Source organism: Labilithrix sp., from assembly GCA_019637155.1.
Taxonomy (GTDB): Bacteria; Myxococcota_A; Polyangia; order Polyangiales; family Polyangiaceae; genus Labilithrix.
The window spans coordinates 118,280-135,240 of the sequence record JAHBWE010000011.1; the positions used below are offsets into that span (position 1 = coordinate 118,280).

The window sequence follows — 16,961 nt, forward strand, 5'->3', positions numbered from 1 at the left end:
GCGTCGGTAGTATCGGCGCCCGATGAAGCGTTACTTCCTCCTCGCCGCGGTCTCGGTCTCCGTCGGGCTCTTCGGCACGAGCGCGTGCAAGAAGGATGTGCCTGCAGCGCCGGAGGCCGGCGCCGTCGCCGAGCCGGAGGCAGAGGCAGGTCCGGCCGAGGCGGAGACGGCGGCGGCACCGGAGGAGGACGCCGCGCCGGCGGCGACGCTCTCTGCTGCGCCGACGCCGGTGGCGACGGCGGCGAAGGTCGCGGCGAAGACCGAGCCGGTCAAGGAGGGCGGACCCTTCCAGGGCACGTACAAGTGCTTCGGCAACATGAAGGTCACGCAGAAGGGGAACAGCGTCGAGGTCCGCACCTTTCCGGGCAAGCAGGACGGCTACTCGACGATCAGCTGCAACGCGAGCGGCGACGTGTGCACCGGCACGGTGACCGAGTTCAAGGGCGGCGCGGCGGCTGGAAAGCGCGGGGCGGTGCTCACGCGCAGCGGCGCGGGCGACATTACCTACAAGGGCGACGGCGAGACGAAGGCGACCTTCTGCAAGAAGCAGTAGCCCGGCGCGTCATTTCCGCTCCATATCCTCGCCGGGGCCCCCTATAGTCGGCGCACCCCTATGAGCGAGAAGGCCGAAATCAAGCTGAAGGACAAGTCGTTCGAGGCGCCCATCATCGTGGGTACCGAGAACGAGCCTGCCATCGACATCGCGAACCTGCGCGCCAAGACGGGCCTCGTCACGCTCGACCCGGCGTACATGAACACGGCGTCGACGAAGAGCGCGATCACGTTCCTCGACGGAGAGAAGGGGATCCTCCGCTACCGCGGAATTCCGATCGAGCAGCTCGCGGAGAAGTCGAAGTTCGTCGAGACGGCGTACCTCCTCATCTACGGAGAGCTGCCGAGCAAGGCGGAGCTCGAGCGGTTCTCGACGCTGCTGACGCGGCACTCGCTCATTCACGAGGACATGAAGCACTTCTTCGACGGTTTCCCGTCGACGGCCCATCCGATGGCGGTGCTCTCCTCGATGGTCTGCTCGCTCTCGACGTATTACCCGGAGGAGCACGACATCAACGACCGGGACCAGATGGCGATCACGATCGCGCGCCTGGTCTCGAAGGTCCGCACGATCGCGGCCTACGCGTACAAGAAGTCGATCGGTCAGCCGTTCATCTACCCGCAGAACAACCTCCGCTACGTCGCGAACTTCATGCACATGATGTTCGCGGTCCCGTCGGAGCCGTACGAGATCGACCCCGAGGTCGAGTCGGCGATGAACCTCTTGTTGATCCTCCACGCCGACCACGAGCAGAACTGCTCGACGTCGACGGTGCGCCTCGTCGGCAGCTCGCGCGCGAACCTCTTCGCGTCGGTGGCGGCCGGCATCCTCGCGCTCTGGGGCCCGCTCCACGGTGGCGCGAACCAGGAAGTGATCGAGATGCTCGACGCGATCCAGGCGGATGGCGGCAACGTGAAGAAGTTCGTCGAGATGGCGAAGGACAAGAACTCGAGCTTCCGCCTGATGGGCTTCGGCCACCGCGTCTACAAGAACTTCGACCCGCGCGCGAAGCTGATCAAGGTTGCGGCGGACAAGGTGCTCAGCAAGCTCGGGGTGAAGGATCCGCTCCTCGACATCGCGAAGGAGCTCGAGGAGGCGGCGCTCAAGGACAGCTACTTCGTCGAGCGGAAGCTCTACCCGAACGTCGACTTCTACTCCGGCATCATCTATCGCGCGCTCGGCTTCCCGACGTCGATGTTCACCGTCCTCTTCGCGATCGGCCGCCTCCCGGGCTGGATCGCGCACTGGAAGGAGATGATGGAGGACCCCTCCACGAAGATCGGCCGCCCCCGCCAGATCTACACCGGCCCGACCGAGCGCCAGTACGTTCCGATCGAGCAGCGTAGCTAGAGCTAGCTAGAGCACCGGCCAGAGGAAGGGGCCGATGCGGGACTTGAGCCAGTCGCCGGCGAAGAGGAGCTCGAGGATTGCGAGGATGAGGAAGGGGCCGAAGGGGATGCGGGCGCGTGGGGGCTTGGTCATCTCGGCGTGCTCCTCCTCGGTCGGTGGTCCTTCGAGGTCGAGCTCGGGCTCGGGCTCGGGGATGCCGAAGAGGCGGCGGAAGAAGCGGAGGATGAACGCGTCCTCCTCCTCCGTGAGCGGGTCCTCCGCGAGCGCCTTCTTTGCCTCTTCGTCGCCTGCGGCGGCGTCGGCCTCGAGCTGGGCGATGTCTTCGCGCACGCCCGACGGCAGCGACGGCTCCCAGCCGGCGACGTAGGCGATGCCGGTCGCGATCGTGCCCTGGAACGCGCCGGCGAAGAGGGCGACCACGGCGCCCGGCCATCCGAACCAGGCGCCGGCGAGGCCGATGAGCTTCGCGTCGCCGAGGCCCATGCCGGTCCGTCCGAGGAGACCCTTGTAGAGGAAGGTGAAGGGGAACCAGAGGCCGACGAAGCCGACCGTCGCGCCGATGAGGGCGTCCTTCATCCCGAGATCGCGGAGCGACGCGGTCGCGACGCCGAGGACGGCGCCGCCGATCGTGATGCTGTCCGGCAGGATCATGAACTCGGCGTCGATGAACGCCGCCGCGACGAGGCCGAGGCACAGCGTGAAGTCGGCGCCGTAGATCGCGAGCGCGCGGTGCGCCGGCGTCGCGCCGGGCAAGGAGAGGACGAGCACCTCGAACACCGCGAGCGAGAGCATCCCGCCCATCAGCTCGACGAGGGGATATCGCGGGCTGATCTTCGTCCCGCAGCAGCGCGAACGTCCGCGGAGGATCACGTAGGTGAGCACCGGGATGTTGTCGTAGCCGGCGATGGGCTTGCCGCAGCCGGGGCAGTGCGAGCCCGGTCGAACGACGCTCATGTCGCGCGGCAGGCGGTAGATGACGACGTTGAGGAAGCTGCCCCACAAGAGCCCGAACGCGAACACGAACGCCCGCGCGAGCCACAGCGGCAAGAGCGCCCAGCTGTCCGGGGTCAGACGTAGGAGCTCGTCGAGGCGCATGGGCTAGGGGCGAACGTGGTAGCGTGGGCCGGAAACCCGATGCTCGTCGAAGTGAACACCGACCACCCCGAGCCGCGCAAGATCGCGCGCGCCGTGGAGGCGCTGAAGGCAGGTGAGGTCATCGCGTACCCCACCGACACGGTCTACGGTCTGGGCGTCGATATCGCGAGCAAGAAGGCGCAGGATCGTCTCTACCAGATGAAGGGAATGGACCGCGGGCATCAGCTCGCGTTCATCGTCCCGGACCTCTCGGAGATCGCGAAGTACGCCATCGTCGGCAATCAGGTCTACCGCGTCCTCCGGCGCTTTCTTCCCGGACCCTACTGCTTCGTCCTCGAGGCGACGCGGGAGGTCCCGCGCATGTTGCAGTCGAAGCGCAAGACGATCGGCATCCGCGTGCCCAACCACGCCGTGATCTGCGCGGTGGTGCGCGAGCTCGGTCGTCCGGTCCTCTCCACCACCGCGCAGCGGTCGGGACAGGAGGCGCCCCACGTCGATCCGAGCGAGATCGACGAGGACTTCTCGGGCCTCGGGCTCGTCCTCGACGGCGGCGCGGGCGGCGTCGTTCCGACCACCGTCGTCGACCTCACCGTGACGCCGCCGGAGGTGATCCGCCGCGGCCTCGGCGACGTCGAAGAGCTGGTCGACGACAGCCCGCGCTCGCTCCGCGGCATGAAGGTCGCGATGCGCCAGCTCAAGGAAGACACGCGCTGACGGCGCGTCAGTCCGCCGGCCAGACGTCGCTCTCGCTCGTCGCGCTCGCGACACGACGCAGCCACTCCTCCAACGTCGCCACATCGGCGCATGCTTCGACGCGCGCCCGCGCCGTCGCAGAGAGCTCGAGCCCCCGCGCCTCGGCGGCGATCAGCACGGCACGCCGCGCCGCGCCGATGCTGCCTTGTGCGAGGCCCTTCTCGAGGCCCTCGCCGTAGTGCTTCTTCGCCCAGTCGCTCATCGGTTGGTAGCCGGGGGGATACGCCATCACTGCCTCCATGAACGGGCGAGCCACCTCGCCGAGAACGACCAACGCGAGATCAGCATACATGCCGGCGAGCGGGCTCTCCAGCGACCGCACGCCTTGGAACGCGGCGCGGACGACGGGATCGCCGTCCGGCTTCGGGCCATGGACGAAGGCGCTGAGGAGCGCGAGCTCGGGCGACGCGATCGCCGCCTCGGCGTCGTCGATCCGCGGGATCTCCGCGGGGCCGAGCACGATCGGCCGGAACGCCGACGGCGGCTGGAACGTCGCGCTCGCTCGCGCCGCCCACTCCGCCACCGCCTCGAACGGCGTCACGACGACCAAGAGCGCGCGGCAGCGATGTCGCGCGTGGACGGAAGCGAGATAGAGCGGCCACGTGAACTGCTTCTCGTCGTCGACGGCGAGCTGCACCTCGATCACGAGCAGGGCGACGACGTCTCCGTTCGCGTCCTCCAGCGCGACCACCGCGTCCGCGCGGCGCTCGAGCGGCGTGACCTGCGATGCGTCCGGATCCACGAGCTTTGCCTTGGCGTAGGCGGGCAACACGATCCCAAGCTCGCGCGCCAGCTCCGGCACGAGCGAAGGAGCTTGTCGGATCAAGATGAGCGGAGCCTCGTGAAGAGCTGAGGGCATGCGCGCGCCCAAGCACGCGGCGGGCCACTTGCGCGCGCGAGCGATCTCGCGTGCTTGCTGCGCGTGACCCTATGGCCCGGCCAGGCCAGGGCCAGGCCAGGGGCCAGCTTTCGCGCGTCAGGCGAAGAGCACGCGCATCGGGCCGCCGACGTCGGCGGCGTCCGCGAGCGCTCGGTGGTGCATGCGCTTCGACGCGCGGACGGCGGTGAGGAGCGGATCGCCTTGCGCGAGGCGCGTGGCGATGAGGGAGGCGAGCGTGCAGCCGGCGCCGTGCACCGGGGCGCGGAGCGGGAGGCGCTTCGCGCGGAGGCGGTGCGTGCGGCCGGCGGCGACGAGGACGTCGACCGCGTCGTCGTCGTCGAGGTGGCCGCCCTTCACCAGCACCGCGCGGAGGTCGAGCGCTCGCGCGGCGCGCTCGGCGTCGGCCGCGTTCGTCACCCGCTGCCCCGTGAGCGCCGCCGCCTCGGCTGCGTTCATCGTCACGAGCGTCGCGTGCGGGAGGAGCCGCGCGCGGAGGAGCTCGGCGCCGCGCTCCGCGAGGAGCCGTGCGCGGCCGCGCGTCGGGAGCATGACCGTGTCGACGACCGACGGCAGATGCGGATGCGACGCGAGCAACGCGCCGACGCGGCGCACGTTCTCCTCGCTCCCGAGCGCGCCCACCTTGATCGCGCCCACGTCCTGGACGGCGAGGACTTCCTTGCATTCTGCAATGACCTCGCGGGCGGGCAGCGGTGTGACGGTCCGCACACCGCGCGTCGACTGCACGGTGAGGAGCGTCGTCGCGGCGCACGCGTAGGCCCCGGCGCGCGCGATCGCGCGGGCGTCCGCGAGGATGCCGGCGCCGCCGCCGGGATCGAGACCTCCGATCGCCAGAACACATCGTCGTTTCATCGGCGGCCCGAGTATCGCCGCTTGTGCTTCCTCGCGGCAGCGGCGACTATGGCCGCCGATGCGGCACGGGCCCTCAGCGGCGTTGATAACGCTCGCCATTTGCTGCTTTGCGCCTTCGGCACGGGCGCAGTGCGTCGACGAAGAGCTGAAGCAGGAGCTCGTCGCCGGCCGTCACTACCGCGGGGTGCAGGAGCGGCTCTTCACGAAGGCGTTTCGTCACGAGCTCTCCGCGCTCGGCGGCCTCTACTCCGCCGACCTCTACTCCTCGAGCTGGCTCGTCGGCGGCGCGTACACGTTCCACTTCTCCGAGGACCTCGGCCTCGAGGCGAGCTTCAACCTCACGCGCTTCCGCACCGCCGCGACCGACTCGTACGAGCGGCGCTACCCGCAGGTGCAAGTCGAGGAGCGCACCAACCGCCCCGGCCGGTTGTACTTCGGTCACCTCGTCTGGAGCTTCGCCTACGGCAAGCTGCGCTGGATGGGCGGCGGCATCACGCGGTTCGACTTCAACCTCGCCGCCGGCGCGGGCGTCACCGACGACTCCACCGCGCAAGGCATCACCGGAAGCTTCGGCTTCGGCACGAAGTGGTACTTCGGCAAGTGGTTCGCCGTCCGCATCGACGTCCGCGATCACATCCTGAAGGAGACGCTCATCGGCGAGGAGCACCTCGTGAACGACATCCTCGTCACCGGCGGGGTCAGCATCTTCCTGCCGTTCGGAGGCTGATCGATGAAGCTTGCACGTATCGCCTTCGCCCTCGTCCTCCTCGTCGTCCCCGGCGCGATGACGCTCGCGTCGGCGCAGCCCGCGAAGCCGAAGCCGGCGCCGCCGCCCGCGTCCGCCGCGCCGGCGGCGACGGCGGAGGCCGGCGCAGCGAGCCCGAACGGGGACACCGTCCCCGCGAGCGTCGACGCCGCGGCGCCGGTCGCCCCTCCGCCGCCCGAGGTCGGCGACGGCGGCAAGTGGTCTCCGCTGAACCCGCAGCCGGAGGAGCTGCGGAACACGTCGATCGACGCGGGCGTGCCGGTCGACTACGACAAGCTCCTCGCCGACGTCGCCGCGCTCCGTGCGCGCGTCGCCGCGGTGGCGGACTCGCTCTACCGCTCGCGCGTGGCGATCGCGCTGCAGCTCGACGGCGACCACGCGAAGGTCGCGTTCCTCGCCGTGTCGCTCGACGACGGCGTCGTCTACACCGCGCCGTCCAACTTCAACGCCGCCGACATGACGGTGGTCTACGACCACGCCGTCGCGCCCGGTCGCCACGCGGTCACGGTCGACGTCGAGCGCAAGGACGCGCGCGACGAGTCGTTCCGCACCTCGCAGCGTTCGCGCTTCATCGTCGACGTCCCGCGCGACAACAAGCTCGACGTGCAGGTGAAGGTCATCGACGACTCGTCGATGGGCGGCGACTTCCCCTCGGATCGGAGCGGCAAGTACGACCTCCGCCTGCGCGTGAAGGCGGTGGCGAAGCCGGTCGGGAAGTAGACGATGCGTCTCCGGGCCGTCCTCGCGCTCACGCTCCTCGCGGGCACCGCCGCGGCGCAGCCCGCGCCTGCGCCTGCGCCCGCGCCCGACGCCTCGCGCGGCGACAAGATGCGCGTCTACCACGACGCCCTCTCGAAGCGCCGGCTCGGCTCGCAAGAAGGGGTGAGCGAGGCGCTGCCCGAGCGCGTCGCGGAGGCGGAGAAGCTCATCGCGACGGGGCGTCACGACGAGGCGATCGCGCGGCTCACCGCCACGATCGAGCACCCCGGCTTCGACGCGCAGGCCGACGGCTCGACCGGACGCGCCGCGCTCTACCTCCTCGGTCACGCGCTCGCGTCGGCCGGCATCCACGAGAGCGCGCGCGCGTACCTCCGTCGATCGATCGCGCGGACGTGGGGACCCGACTCCGCGCGCGCGGTGCGCCGCATCGTCGAGATCGCGCTCGAGCGGCGCGCCTACGACGCGGGGCTCTCCGATCTCGCGACCGTGCCCGCGAGCGCGCCGCCGGAGGTGCAGGCCGAGGTCTCGTACCTGCGCGGGCGCGCGCGGCAAGCGGCCGGCGACGTCGACGGCGCGCTCGCCGAATACGGCAGGGTCCCGCAGACGTCGCGCTTCTGGTCCCAGGCCACGTACTTGTCGGGCCTGATGCAGGTCGAGCGCGGAAAGATGCGCGAAGGCGAGGACTTGTTCTGCAAGGTCGCGGACCCGAAGCGGCAGGACAGGAGCGTGCCGGTCTTCGCCGACGAGCGCTTCTTCGCGGTGCGTGACCTCGCCCGCCTCGCGCTCGGTCGCGTCGCGCACGAACAGCTCAGGCACGACGACGCGCGCTACTACTATTACCTCGTGCCGCGCGACTCGGACCGCCTCGCCGAAGCGCTCTACGAAGCGGCGACGACCCGCTACGAGAAGAAGGACTACGATGGCGCGCGCGCGCTCCTCGACGAGCTCTTCGGGCTGAAGACGCACCATCGCTACGAGGACGAGACGCGCATCCTCGACGCGTACATCGATCTCGCGCTCTGCCGCTTCGCCTCCGCCGACAACAAGCTCAAGGCGTTCCTCGCCGACTACGAGCCCGTCCGCGACGCCGCGCGCCGGCTCGCCGACAACGACCGCGGGACGCGCGCGCTGCTCGCGGCCGCCGCGACCTCCGCCGACGCGAGCGGCACCGACGCGACCAGCGCCGCGGTGACCGTCGATCAGCTCCGCGCCGTCGCCGCGCTCGTCCGCATCGATCCCGCCTACGGCGAGATCGCGAAGCGGCGCGCCGTCCTCGATCGCGAGACGAGCGGTCTTCGCCTCGCGCTCGGCACGCTCGGCGACATGCAGCGTAGCCTCGCGTCGCCGACCGGCGTGCGCGCGGCTGTCGAAGCCAGCGCGCCGGTCGACAAGGCGGGCGAGGCGCGCGCCGCGCTCGACGGCCTCCGCCGCCAGATCGACGAGCTCGAGCAGGCACGCGCTGGCCAGAGCGCGAACGTCGCCGCGCTGCGCGCGGAGCTCGCCGCGCTCGAGGCGCGCTGGAGCGCGGCGAACGCGGCGAGCGCCGACGCACCGGCGGCGGGCGCGGGCGTCGATCTCCCCGACCTCCTCAAGAACGAGGCCGCGTCCGGCGCCGCGATGGGCCGCGCGCTCGACGACGTCCGCGCCGAGCTCGCCGCCGCGGAGAGCGTCCTCGCGAAGGACGCGCTCCACCGGCTCGACCTCCGCCTCTCGCGCCTCCTCCGCCGCGCGCGCCTCGGGCGCATCGAGTCGGTGCTCGGGAAGAAGCGCGCGCTCGAGGTCGAGATCGAGGCGATCAACGCGGGCTACCTCCCGAAGGACGCGATCGACTCGCTCGACGCCGCGCGCTACCTCCGCGACAACGAGGAGTACTGGCCGTTCGAGGGCGACGACTGGCCCGACGAGTTCGTCGGCAGCGAGGGGCTGAAGTGACCCGCGCCCGCGCGCTCTTCCTCTCGTGCGTGCTCGGCCTCGGCGGCGCGGTGGCCTGCGCGTCGGCGCCGCCGCCGAAGCCGCCGCCCGCCGCGGAGACCTCGGCGAGCGAAGAGCCGGACGATCCCGACGCCGCGGCCGCGGCGTGGGCGCACGAGGTGCTGGACGGCGGCCTCCTCGCCGAGGGCGGTGGTCTCCTCATCGCTTCGGGCGCGTCCCTGATGAAGGGCGACGAAGAAGAGGCGCGCCAGCTCCTCGCCCAGTTCGTCGCGCCGGACGCCGATCACGTCGCGCTCACGCGCTCGCTGCGCCCGAGCACGAACGACTACAAGGCGCTCTTCGACGCCGCGACCGCGCCGAAGATCGAGAGCGGCCAGTCGAAGGACTGGGCCTCGGGCAAGGCCGCGATCAGGCCGGGGCAGGGCCAGACCGAGGTGAAGATCGCGAGCGCGACGGGGGCCGACCTCGCGGCGTGGACGGGCAACGCGAAGGAGTTCCCGGCGGGGTACAAGAAGCTCGGGAAACACATCGCCCCGAACGCCACGTTCTACCGCTTCAAGTTCGTCGAGCCGGGCAAGGACACGGGGACCGCGTACGACGGGCTCGCGTTCGTGAACGGTCACTGGGTGATCGCGCCGAAGCCGTTCCGCGCGCTCGAGGGCAAGGGCGCCGGCCTCGACGAGGAGCCGGCCGCGGAGGAGCCCGCCAAGCCGGCGGGCAAGAAGCCGAAGGGCAAGAAGAAGAAGAAATGAGGACGCTCGGGCTCGCGCTCCTGATCGTGCTCGGCGCCGGCGTCGCGAACGCGGCGCCGCCGGCGAAGCCCGCCGCGCCGGCGCCGGCGCCCGCCGCGGCGTCCGAGCCCGTCACGTCGGTGAAGGCGACGGCGGAGAAGACGCTCGACGTGAAGGTGGCGCCGAAGGCCGCCGACAAACGCGCGGACAAGCCGAAGGAGGCGGCGCGCCGCGCGGCGACGAGCGGGCCGAAGCTCCCGCCCGCGATGCGCGCACAGCTCGCGAAGCAGCTCGAGGCGCGCATCGACAAGGACGTCGCGGAGGTGAAGAGCCTCCGCGGCGAGGCGATCGGGCTCCTCACCACGTTCGTCGCCGAGACGCCGAAGGAGTCGCGCGAGATGCCGGAGGCGCTCCTCCGCCTCGGCGAGCTGAAGTGGGAGCTCGAGCGCGAGCAGGCGGCGCTGCGCTTTCAGGCCTGGGAGGCGAAGCCGGTCGATCAGCGCGGGCCCGCGCCGGAGCCGGACTTCCAGCCGTCGCGCGACCTCTTCGCGCGCGTGCTGAAGGACTACCCGTGGTTCCAGCAGATGGACCTCGCGCTCTACGTCGACGGCTTCCTCGCGTACGAGCAGAACAAGCAGGACGAGGCGCTCGCGCGCTTCGACAAGATCCTCAAGGACTATCCGAATTCCCGCTTTCGCGCCGACGCGCACATGGCGCGCGCGGAGTCGCTCTTCAACGGTAAATACGATTACGCAGGGGCTCTCGTCGAATACGATAAAGTCCTTCAGTTCAAGAGCAGCGAGCTCTACGGCCTCGCGATGTTCAAGAGCGCGTGGTGCCTCTGGCGCCTCGGGCGCAGCGACGAGTCGGCGAAGCGCTTCGTCGCGGTCTTCGAGATCGCGGACGGGCAGAAGAACGCGGTCCAGCGGAAGCAGCTCGACGAGCTGCAGAGCGAGGCGCTCAAGTACCTCGTCGAGGTCTTCACCGAGGACGAGAAGAACACCGCGCAGGACGTCTACGGCTTCCTCGTGAAGATGGGCGGCGACCGCTTCGCCGGGAAGATCGTGCGCGCCCTCGCGGTGCAGTTCAACGATCAGGCGCACTTCGATCGCGCGATCGAGGCGTACGAGCTGCTCCTCAAGCTCGAGCCCGCGTCGAGCGAGGCGGGCTCGTGGGTCCTCGCGATCGCGGGCTGCTACAACTCGATGGAGGACTGGCCCAAGCTCACGAAGACGTACGAGCGCGCGGTCGCGGACTACACCGCCGGCGGGTCCTGGGCGAAGACGCAGGGCGATCCGAGCGTCGTCGCCGCGAACACGGCGGCGACGGCGGCGCAGCTCCGCGAGCAGGCGCTCCAGCTCCACGCGAAGGCGCAGAAGGACAAGACGAGCCGCGCCGAGTTCGAGGGCGCGGCCGCGCTCTACGTCGTCTACCTCTCCAAGTTCAGCGGCGAGAAGGATGCGTACCAGGTCCACTACTACCTGGCGGAGATCCGCTTCCATCGCCTCGACAAGCCGACCGAGGCGGCGACCGAGTACATGGCGGCGGCGCGCGCGATCCCGGCGAAGGAGGCGGAGGTCGACCCGCTCAAGACGCTGCGCCACGACGCGATCTACAACGCGCTCGCGGCGCTCGAGCGCGTGCGGTTCGCGGAGATCGAGGCGCGCAAGAAGGACAAGAGCGCCACGAACAAGGAGAGCGAGGCGGACAAGAAGTTCGCCGAGGCGCTCGACCTCTACGCGCAGCTCTACCCGAACGACCCCGCGCTGCCGGAGCTCTTCTTCCGCCAGGGCCGGCAGTACTACGACAACGGCATCTACGACTCGGCGGTGAAGATCTTCGGCTCGCTGCTCGAGAAGTTCCCGAAGAGCACGTTCGCGCTCTCGGCCGGCGAGCTGATCCTCGACTCGTTCAACCGCGCGAAGGACTACGACAACATCGAGACGTGGGCGCGCCGCCTCAAGAGCGCGCCGGCGTTCGCGAGCGACGCGAACCAGAAGAAGCTCGACACGCTCATCGTGCAGAGCGTCTTCAAGCAGGGCGAGCAGAAGTCGCAGGCCGGCGAGCACCAGGCCGCGGCGAAGGCCTACCTCCGCGCGGCGAAGGAGTTCCCGAAGGACCAGCGCGCTGCGCAGGCGTGCGTCAACGCGGAGATCGAGGCGCAGAAGGCGGGCGATCAGGACACGCTGCGCGAGGCCTCGAAGCTCGTGACCGGCCCCGACTACCGCGACAAGCCCGAGTCGCCGCAGGGCGCGTGGATCGCGGCGGTCACGTTCCAGTCGCTCGGTCTCTTCGCGGAGGCGGCGGAGCTCGACGAGGCGATCGCGTCGCTCGCGGACAAGGACCACCCGCACTACCTCAAGTTCGAGCACGCGAAGGACGCGGCGTTCAACGCGGTCGTGCTCCGCGTCGCGACGAACGACCACGACAAGGCGATCGCGAACGGCAACCGCTACCTCGCGCAGTACCCGAACGCGGCCGACGCGGACGAGGTCGTGTTCCAGATGGGCAAGGCGCATCAGAACGCGGGCCGCGACAAGGAGGCGGCGGACCTCTATCGCCGCTACGTCGCGAAGGCGAAGAACCAGGACCATCGCGTGCAGGGCTACGTGCTCCTCGCGGCGGCGCTCATCAAGACGAACGACGACAAGGGCGCCGCCGACGCGCTCAAGACGGCGGTCGACATCGGCAAGCATCGCAAGGGCGAGCTCGGCCCCGACGGCAAGTACGCCGCGGCGAAGGCGCGCTACATGGAGGGCGAGCGCGTGCTCGCGCGCTTCGACGCGATCCAGATCTCGGGCGACGTGAAGCAGCTGTCGCAGCGCCTGAAGCAGAAGGCGACGCTCCTCGCGGAGGCGGCGAAGGTCTTCCTCGACGTCGTGTCGCTCGGCGTCGCGGAGTGGACGACGGCGGCGCTCTACCAGATCGGCCGCACGTACGAGTCGTTCGCGAAGACGCTCCGCGACTCCCCCGCGCCCTCGGGCCTCGAAGGCGCGGACAAGGAGGCGTACCAGCAGCAGATCGACGAGTTCGTGGTGCCGATCGAGGAGCGGTCGCTCGACGCATACGAGAACGGCTGGAAGAAGGCGACCGACCTCGGCATCTACAACCAGTGGACCGCGAAGATGCGCGAAGCGCTCGGCCGCCTGAACGCCGAGCTCTACCCGCCGTTCAAGGAGATCGGCTTCGAGATCCGCTCGCAGGCCCCCACGCCGCTCCCCGCGCTCATCGACTCCCCACGCCGCGGCCCCGCGGCGGCGGCGGCGCCGCCGGCTCCCGCAGCCCCGCTTCCGACCGCGCCGCCAGCGCCGAAGAAGCCCGCTCCGCCCGCGGGAGGAAAGAAGAAATGAGGCTTCTTTTCAACGTCGGGGGCTCTGCCCCCGCCACCCCCGCCCCGCGACCCCGGCCCTCGCGCTGCGCGCTCGGGTTGCTTAGCAACCGCTGTGGCGGCCGCGGTCGCGGGGCCCCTCTCGACGTCGGGGGCTCTGCGCCCGCCACCCCCGCCCCGCGACCCCGGCTCTCGCGCTGCGCGCTCGGGTTGCTTAGCAACCGCTGTGGCAGCTGCGGTCGCGGGGGCCTCATGGCGTCGGCACCGCCTGCCGTCGCGCGTTGGCTTGGTGCGGTCATGTTGGTGCTTGCGGTCGTTGCGTGTGGGGGGGGGAAGCAGGCGGCGGGGCCGGCCGCGGCGGCGAAGGGGCTGCCGCCGGCGAATCCGGTCGCGGTGCAGCGGATGGTCGAGGGGGTGACGGCGGCGAAGGACCCGCGCATGCAGACGCGCGCCATCGCGCTCCTCCGCGAGGCGATCGCGATCGACCCGAACCTCTGGGAGGCGAGGTTCGATCTCGGCGTCGTGCTCGCGAACGGCGGCGACCTCGCGCGAGCGGAGCAGGAGCTCGCCGCCGCCGCGAAGATCGCGCCGGAGCGCGAGGAGGTGGCGGTCGCGCTCGCGGAGGTACGCCGCCGTCGCGGCTCGCAGAAGGAGGCTGCGGCCGCGCTGGAGGCGTTCGTGAAGGAGCACCCGACCGCGCTCGAGGCGCGGACGCTCCTCGTCGCCGCGCTCCGCGACTCGGGCCAGCACGACAAGGCGATCGCGGAGGCGCGCAACGTCCTCGCGCGAAAGCCGGGCGACGCGACGGCGCTCGCGGAGCTCGCGCTCTGCCACCTCGGGAAGGGCGAGCGCGAGACGGCGAACCTCCTCGTGCGACAGTCGCTCGACGTGAACGCGGCGAGCCCGCCGTCTCCGGCGCGCGTCTTGAGCTACGCGGTCGCGCATCGCGCGCAGGGCCTGGTCGCGCTCGCGGAGGGCGACGACGCCTCCGCCTTCAAGGCCTTCTCCCTCGCCGCGCAGGAGGATCCGAAGGACACGACGTCGCGCCTCAACATGGGCGCGGTGCTCCTCCGCGCGGGCTCGTACGCCAAGGCGGCGGAGCAGTTCAAGAGCGCCCTCGCCGCGTCGCCGGAGGAGACCGCCGCGCAGCTCGGCCTCGCCGCGGCGCTCCGCGGCGAGTCGAACGGCAAGGACCAGAAGCTCCTCGAGGAGGCGCGCACGCTCCTCGCGCAGGTCCTCGAGCGCGAGCCCCACAACGTCGCGGCCCTCTTCAACATGGGCATCCTCCTCGCAGACTCCCTCAAGCGACCCGCCGACGCGAAGCCCTTCTTCGACCGCTTCCTCGACGACGCGCCGAAGGACCACCCCGCCCGCCCCGAGGCGGAGAAGCAGCTCGGCAACAGGTCCGCCGCGGCCCCGCCCGTCGCGCCGGCCCCACCCGCGCCCCCCGCCCCTTCGACGCCGACCAAACCTGCTCCCACCCCGAAGCAAGGAGTCAAGAAGTGACCGCCGCGCCCGGGGCGATTCACAACCTGGGTTGTGAATCAGATACACAACCACGGTTGTGCAAATTCGCGAGCGTGAAGGCGCACCCTGCCCCGCTGTCGCACGAATGCACAACCACCGCTATGGATTGGATGCACAACCACGGTTGTGCAAGCTCGCGGGGGCGCAGCGTCGCGGCTCGTCCTTCTGCTGTATGGATGCACAACTCTGGTTGTGCATCGGATACACAACCAGAGTTGTGTATCAGGCCCGGCCCGGGGAAGGTGCGAGCGCCCGAGACGGGCATGTCGCGACCACACGTGCGACGCGACCAGGGAGTGCGCGACTCGTGGCTACGCGGTGGGAAGGGGCGCGGCGACATGTGGCTATGCGTCGGGGAAGGTCGCGGCGACACGTGGCTATGCGTCGGGGAAGGTCGCGGCGACACGTGGCTATGCGTCGGGGAAGGTCGCGGCGACACGTGGCTATGCGTCGGGGAAGGTTGCGGCGAGTCGTGGCCATGCGTCGGGGAAGGTCGCGGCGACACGTGGCTATGCGTCGGGGAAGGTCGTGGCGGTTATCGTGACCTTGCCGGTCGGGGGCGCGCTGGCGCGGGGGGCCGGTGGGGGAGCGGAGGTTGCTCGTGAAGCGCGTGTTCGTGTTCCTGGTCGTGGCGGGGGTGACGGCGTGCTCGCTGCTTGCGGGGGCGCAGCAGAGGAAGCCGGGAGGGGCGGCGCGGCCGGCCGCGTCGGCGGCGTCCGCTGCGTCGGCGGAAGGTGGCGCGCCGATGGCGGCGAAGGAAGGGCCGGAGGTCGCCGCGAAAGACGCGGGGGCGCTGAAGGGTGGCGCCGTCCTCGAGCAGAAGACCGCGAGCGACGGTGGAGCGCGGGTGTTTCGCTTCGGCGAGGTCGAGGTCGAAGGGAGGCTGAAGAGCCCTCAGATCGTCTACTTCCTTCGCCGCGTGCGCGCGGAGTTTGCGGCGGGGGACCTCGGGCATCGCTCCTTCATGCGCGAGCTCGGGGAGACGAAGAACGAGCCGAGCTTCTGACAGTCTGATGACTGGTGATACGCTCGAGGAGCGATGACCGCTGCCGCTCCGCAAGCTCCCAACGCGTTGCGCGTCGCGGTCACGTGGGGGACCACCATCGTCGCGCTGAAGACGCTGACGCGCGGGCAGTCGTTCCTCCTCGGTGACGGGCCGGGCTGCGCGCTCCCGATCCCCGACGGCGTCGAGATGTCGCCGCTGCCCGTCCGCGCGAACGCGGGAGGCTGGGAGCTCGACGCGCGGGGCTGCGTCGGCGGGTTGCTCACGCTGCGGGGGCGCGCGGAAGACCCCGCCGCGATCGCGAAGACGTCGGCGGCGGTGCCGATCATGCCCGGTGACTTCGGGCTCATCCAGTACGGACAGGTCTCGCTCTTCTTCCAGTACACGACGCAGCCGATCGCGATCACGGGCCGGAAGCCGACCGAGGTCCTCGTCTTCCTCGCCGCGCTGTGCAGCGCCATCCTCCACCTCGGCGGGATGGGTCTTCTGTCGACGCTGTCGACGCCGCTGCCGCTGCCGAAGCCGCCCGAGCTCGAGTCCGCCGACGACCTCGCGCGCCGCTTCAAGATGAAGCGCGCCGACCTCGAGCCGCCGCCCGAGCCGCCCCCGACCGAGGCCGGCGACAAAGGCGTGAAGGACCCCGGCGTCCAGGACAAGAAGGAGCAGGGCGGCGGTCGCAAGATGAAGAACGACGAGGGGAAGCTCGGCTTCAACAAGTCACACGAGAAGACGAGCCTCCCCGGCGAGAACCGCCCCGCGCAGAACTTCGGCGGCCTCAGCGAGGTGCTCGATGGCGACACCGGCAAGGAGATCAAGTCGACGCTGCAGCAGATCAGCAGCGTGTCGTCCGTGCTGCAGGGGCTCAACCAGAAGGACCTCGTCGCCGGCGGCGGCTCCGGCACCGGCCTGAAAGGAAGCGGACCCGGCGGCGGCGGCACCGGAGCCGGCACCCTCTTCGGGGGCGGCAACATGGACACCGGATCCGGCGCCGGCACGGGAGGTGGCGGCGGCACCGGCGCGGGTGGGCCCGGCGGCCGCGGCACGGGCGGCAACGGCGCCGGCGGAAGCAGCGGCGGAGCCGGCGGCGGAAAAGCGCCCGGCGAGGCCGCGGTCAACGTCGGCGCCGGGAGCGCGGCCGCGAAGGGCGGCCTCTCGCCGGAGCGCATCAAGCAGGTCGTGATGCAGCACCTCGGCGCCGTGCGCGCTTGCTACGAGACCGAGGCGCAGCGAAACCCCGGCCTCAAGGGCGGCGTGACGGTCGAGTGGCAGATCGATCCCTCCGGCGCGGTGACGCGCGCGTCCGTCGCGTCGACCACGCTCAACAACCCGCGCGTCGAGGGATGTGTCGTGCGGCAGGTCCAGCGCTGGAAATTCCCCGCCAGCGACTCCCCCACCACCGTCGCCGGGTTCCCGTTCAAGTTCGGCGTCGGCGGCTGATGAAGAGACGCTGCTG

14 protein-coding genes are annotated in these 16,961 nt (G+C 70.7%); 11 read left to right on the plus strand and 3 right to left on the minus strand.

What is annotated here, in order from left to right:
* The first annotated feature begins 22 nt into the window (after positions 1-22).
* Positions 23-553, plus strand: a complete 531-nt coding sequence (locus KF837_23825; protein ID MBX3230372.1) for a hypothetical protein — start codon at positions 23-25, stop codon at positions 551-553.
* 60 nt (positions 554-613) lie between these two features.
* Positions 614-1,903 carry a citrate synthase gene (locus KF837_23830; protein MBX3230373.1) on the plus strand — a complete coding sequence of 430 codons (1,290 nt, stop codon included), beginning with the start codon at positions 614-616 and terminating at the stop codon, positions 1,901-1,903.
* A 6-nt stretch (positions 1,904-1,909) separates the two neighbouring features.
* Here the strand turns inward: KF837_23830 and KF837_23835 are convergent, their stop codons facing one another.
* Positions 1,910-2,998, minus strand: coding sequence for a prepilin peptidase (locus KF837_23835; GenBank protein ID MBX3230374.1), 1,089 nt, complete (start codon positions 2,996-2,998; stop codon positions 1,910-1,912).
* Positions 2,999-3,037: 39 nt separating this feature from the next.
* Here KF837_23835 and KF837_23840 point away from each other — a divergent pair, with 39 nt between their 5' ends.
* Positions 3,038-3,712, plus strand: coding sequence for a threonylcarbamoyl-AMP synthase (locus tag KF837_23840; protein ID MBX3230375.1), 675 nt, complete (start codon positions 3,038-3,040; stop codon positions 3,710-3,712).
* Positions 3,713-3,719: 7 nt separating this feature from the next.
* Here KF837_23840 and KF837_23845 read toward each other — a convergent pair whose 3' ends face one another.
* Positions 3,720-4,577, minus strand: coding sequence for a hypothetical protein (locus KF837_23845; protein MBX3230376.1), 858 nt, complete (start codon positions 4,575-4,577; stop codon positions 3,720-3,722).
* Positions 4,578-4,727: 150 nt separating this feature from the next.
* The gene (locus KF837_23850) at positions 4,728-5,501 is read right to left on the minus strand and encodes a bifunctional hydroxymethylpyrimidine kinase/phosphomethylpyrimidine kinase (GenBank protein ID MBX3230377.1); all 774 of its coding nucleotides are present in this window, start codon (positions 5,499-5,501) and stop codon (positions 4,728-4,730) included.
* 82 nt (positions 5,502-5,583) lie between these two features.
* On the opposite strand from KF837_23850, the gene KF837_23855 reads away from it, so the two are divergent.
* From KF837_23855 to KF837_23890, 8 genes are all read left to right on the plus strand, one after another.
* Entirely contained in the window at positions 5,584-6,228 is a 645-nt protein-coding gene (locus KF837_23855) for an outer membrane beta-barrel domain-containing protein (protein MBX3230378.1), read from the plus strand.
* A gap of 3 nt (positions 6,229-6,231) precedes the next feature.
* A complete protein-coding gene (locus KF837_23860) occupies positions 6,232-6,987 on the plus strand; it encodes a hypothetical protein (GenBank protein MBX3230379.1) in 756 nt (251 codons plus the stop codon).
* A 3-nt stretch (positions 6,988-6,990) separates the two neighbouring features.
* Positions 6,991-8,919 (plus strand): hypothetical protein, encoded by a 1,929-nt coding sequence (locus KF837_23865; protein MBX3230380.1) that lies wholly within the window; start codon positions 6,991-6,993, stop codon positions 8,917-8,919.
* Positions 8,916-9,671 carry a hypothetical protein gene (locus tag KF837_23870; GenBank protein MBX3230381.1) on the plus strand — a complete coding sequence of 252 codons (756 nt, stop codon included), beginning with the start codon at positions 8,916-8,918 and terminating at the stop codon, positions 9,669-9,671. The genes KF837_23865 and KF837_23870 overlap by 4 nt, the downstream gene beginning before the upstream one ends.
* Complete coding sequence (locus KF837_23875; protein ID MBX3230382.1) at positions 9,668-13,000, plus strand: tetratricopeptide repeat protein; 3,333 nt, start codon at positions 9,668-9,670, stop codon at positions 12,998-13,000. The genes KF837_23870 and KF837_23875 overlap by 4 nt, the downstream gene beginning before the upstream one ends.
* Before the next feature lie 275 nt (positions 13,001-13,275).
* Positions 13,276-14,484 carry a tetratricopeptide repeat protein gene (locus tag KF837_23880; GenBank protein MBX3230383.1) on the plus strand — a complete coding sequence of 403 codons (1,209 nt, stop codon included), beginning with the start codon at positions 13,276-13,278 and terminating at the stop codon, positions 14,482-14,484.
* Positions 14,485-15,106: 622 nt separating this feature from the next.
* Positions 15,107-15,511 carry a hypothetical protein gene (locus tag KF837_23885; GenBank protein ID MBX3230384.1) on the plus strand — a complete coding sequence of 135 codons (405 nt, stop codon included), beginning with the start codon at positions 15,107-15,109 and terminating at the stop codon, positions 15,509-15,511.
* 33 nt (positions 15,512-15,544) lie between these two features.
* The gene (locus tag KF837_23890; protein MBX3230385.1) at positions 15,545-16,945 is read left to right on the plus strand and encodes an AgmX/PglI C-terminal domain-containing protein; all 1,401 of its coding nucleotides are present in this window, start codon (positions 15,545-15,547) and stop codon (positions 16,943-16,945) included.
* Positions 16,946-16,961: the final 16 nt, after the last annotated feature.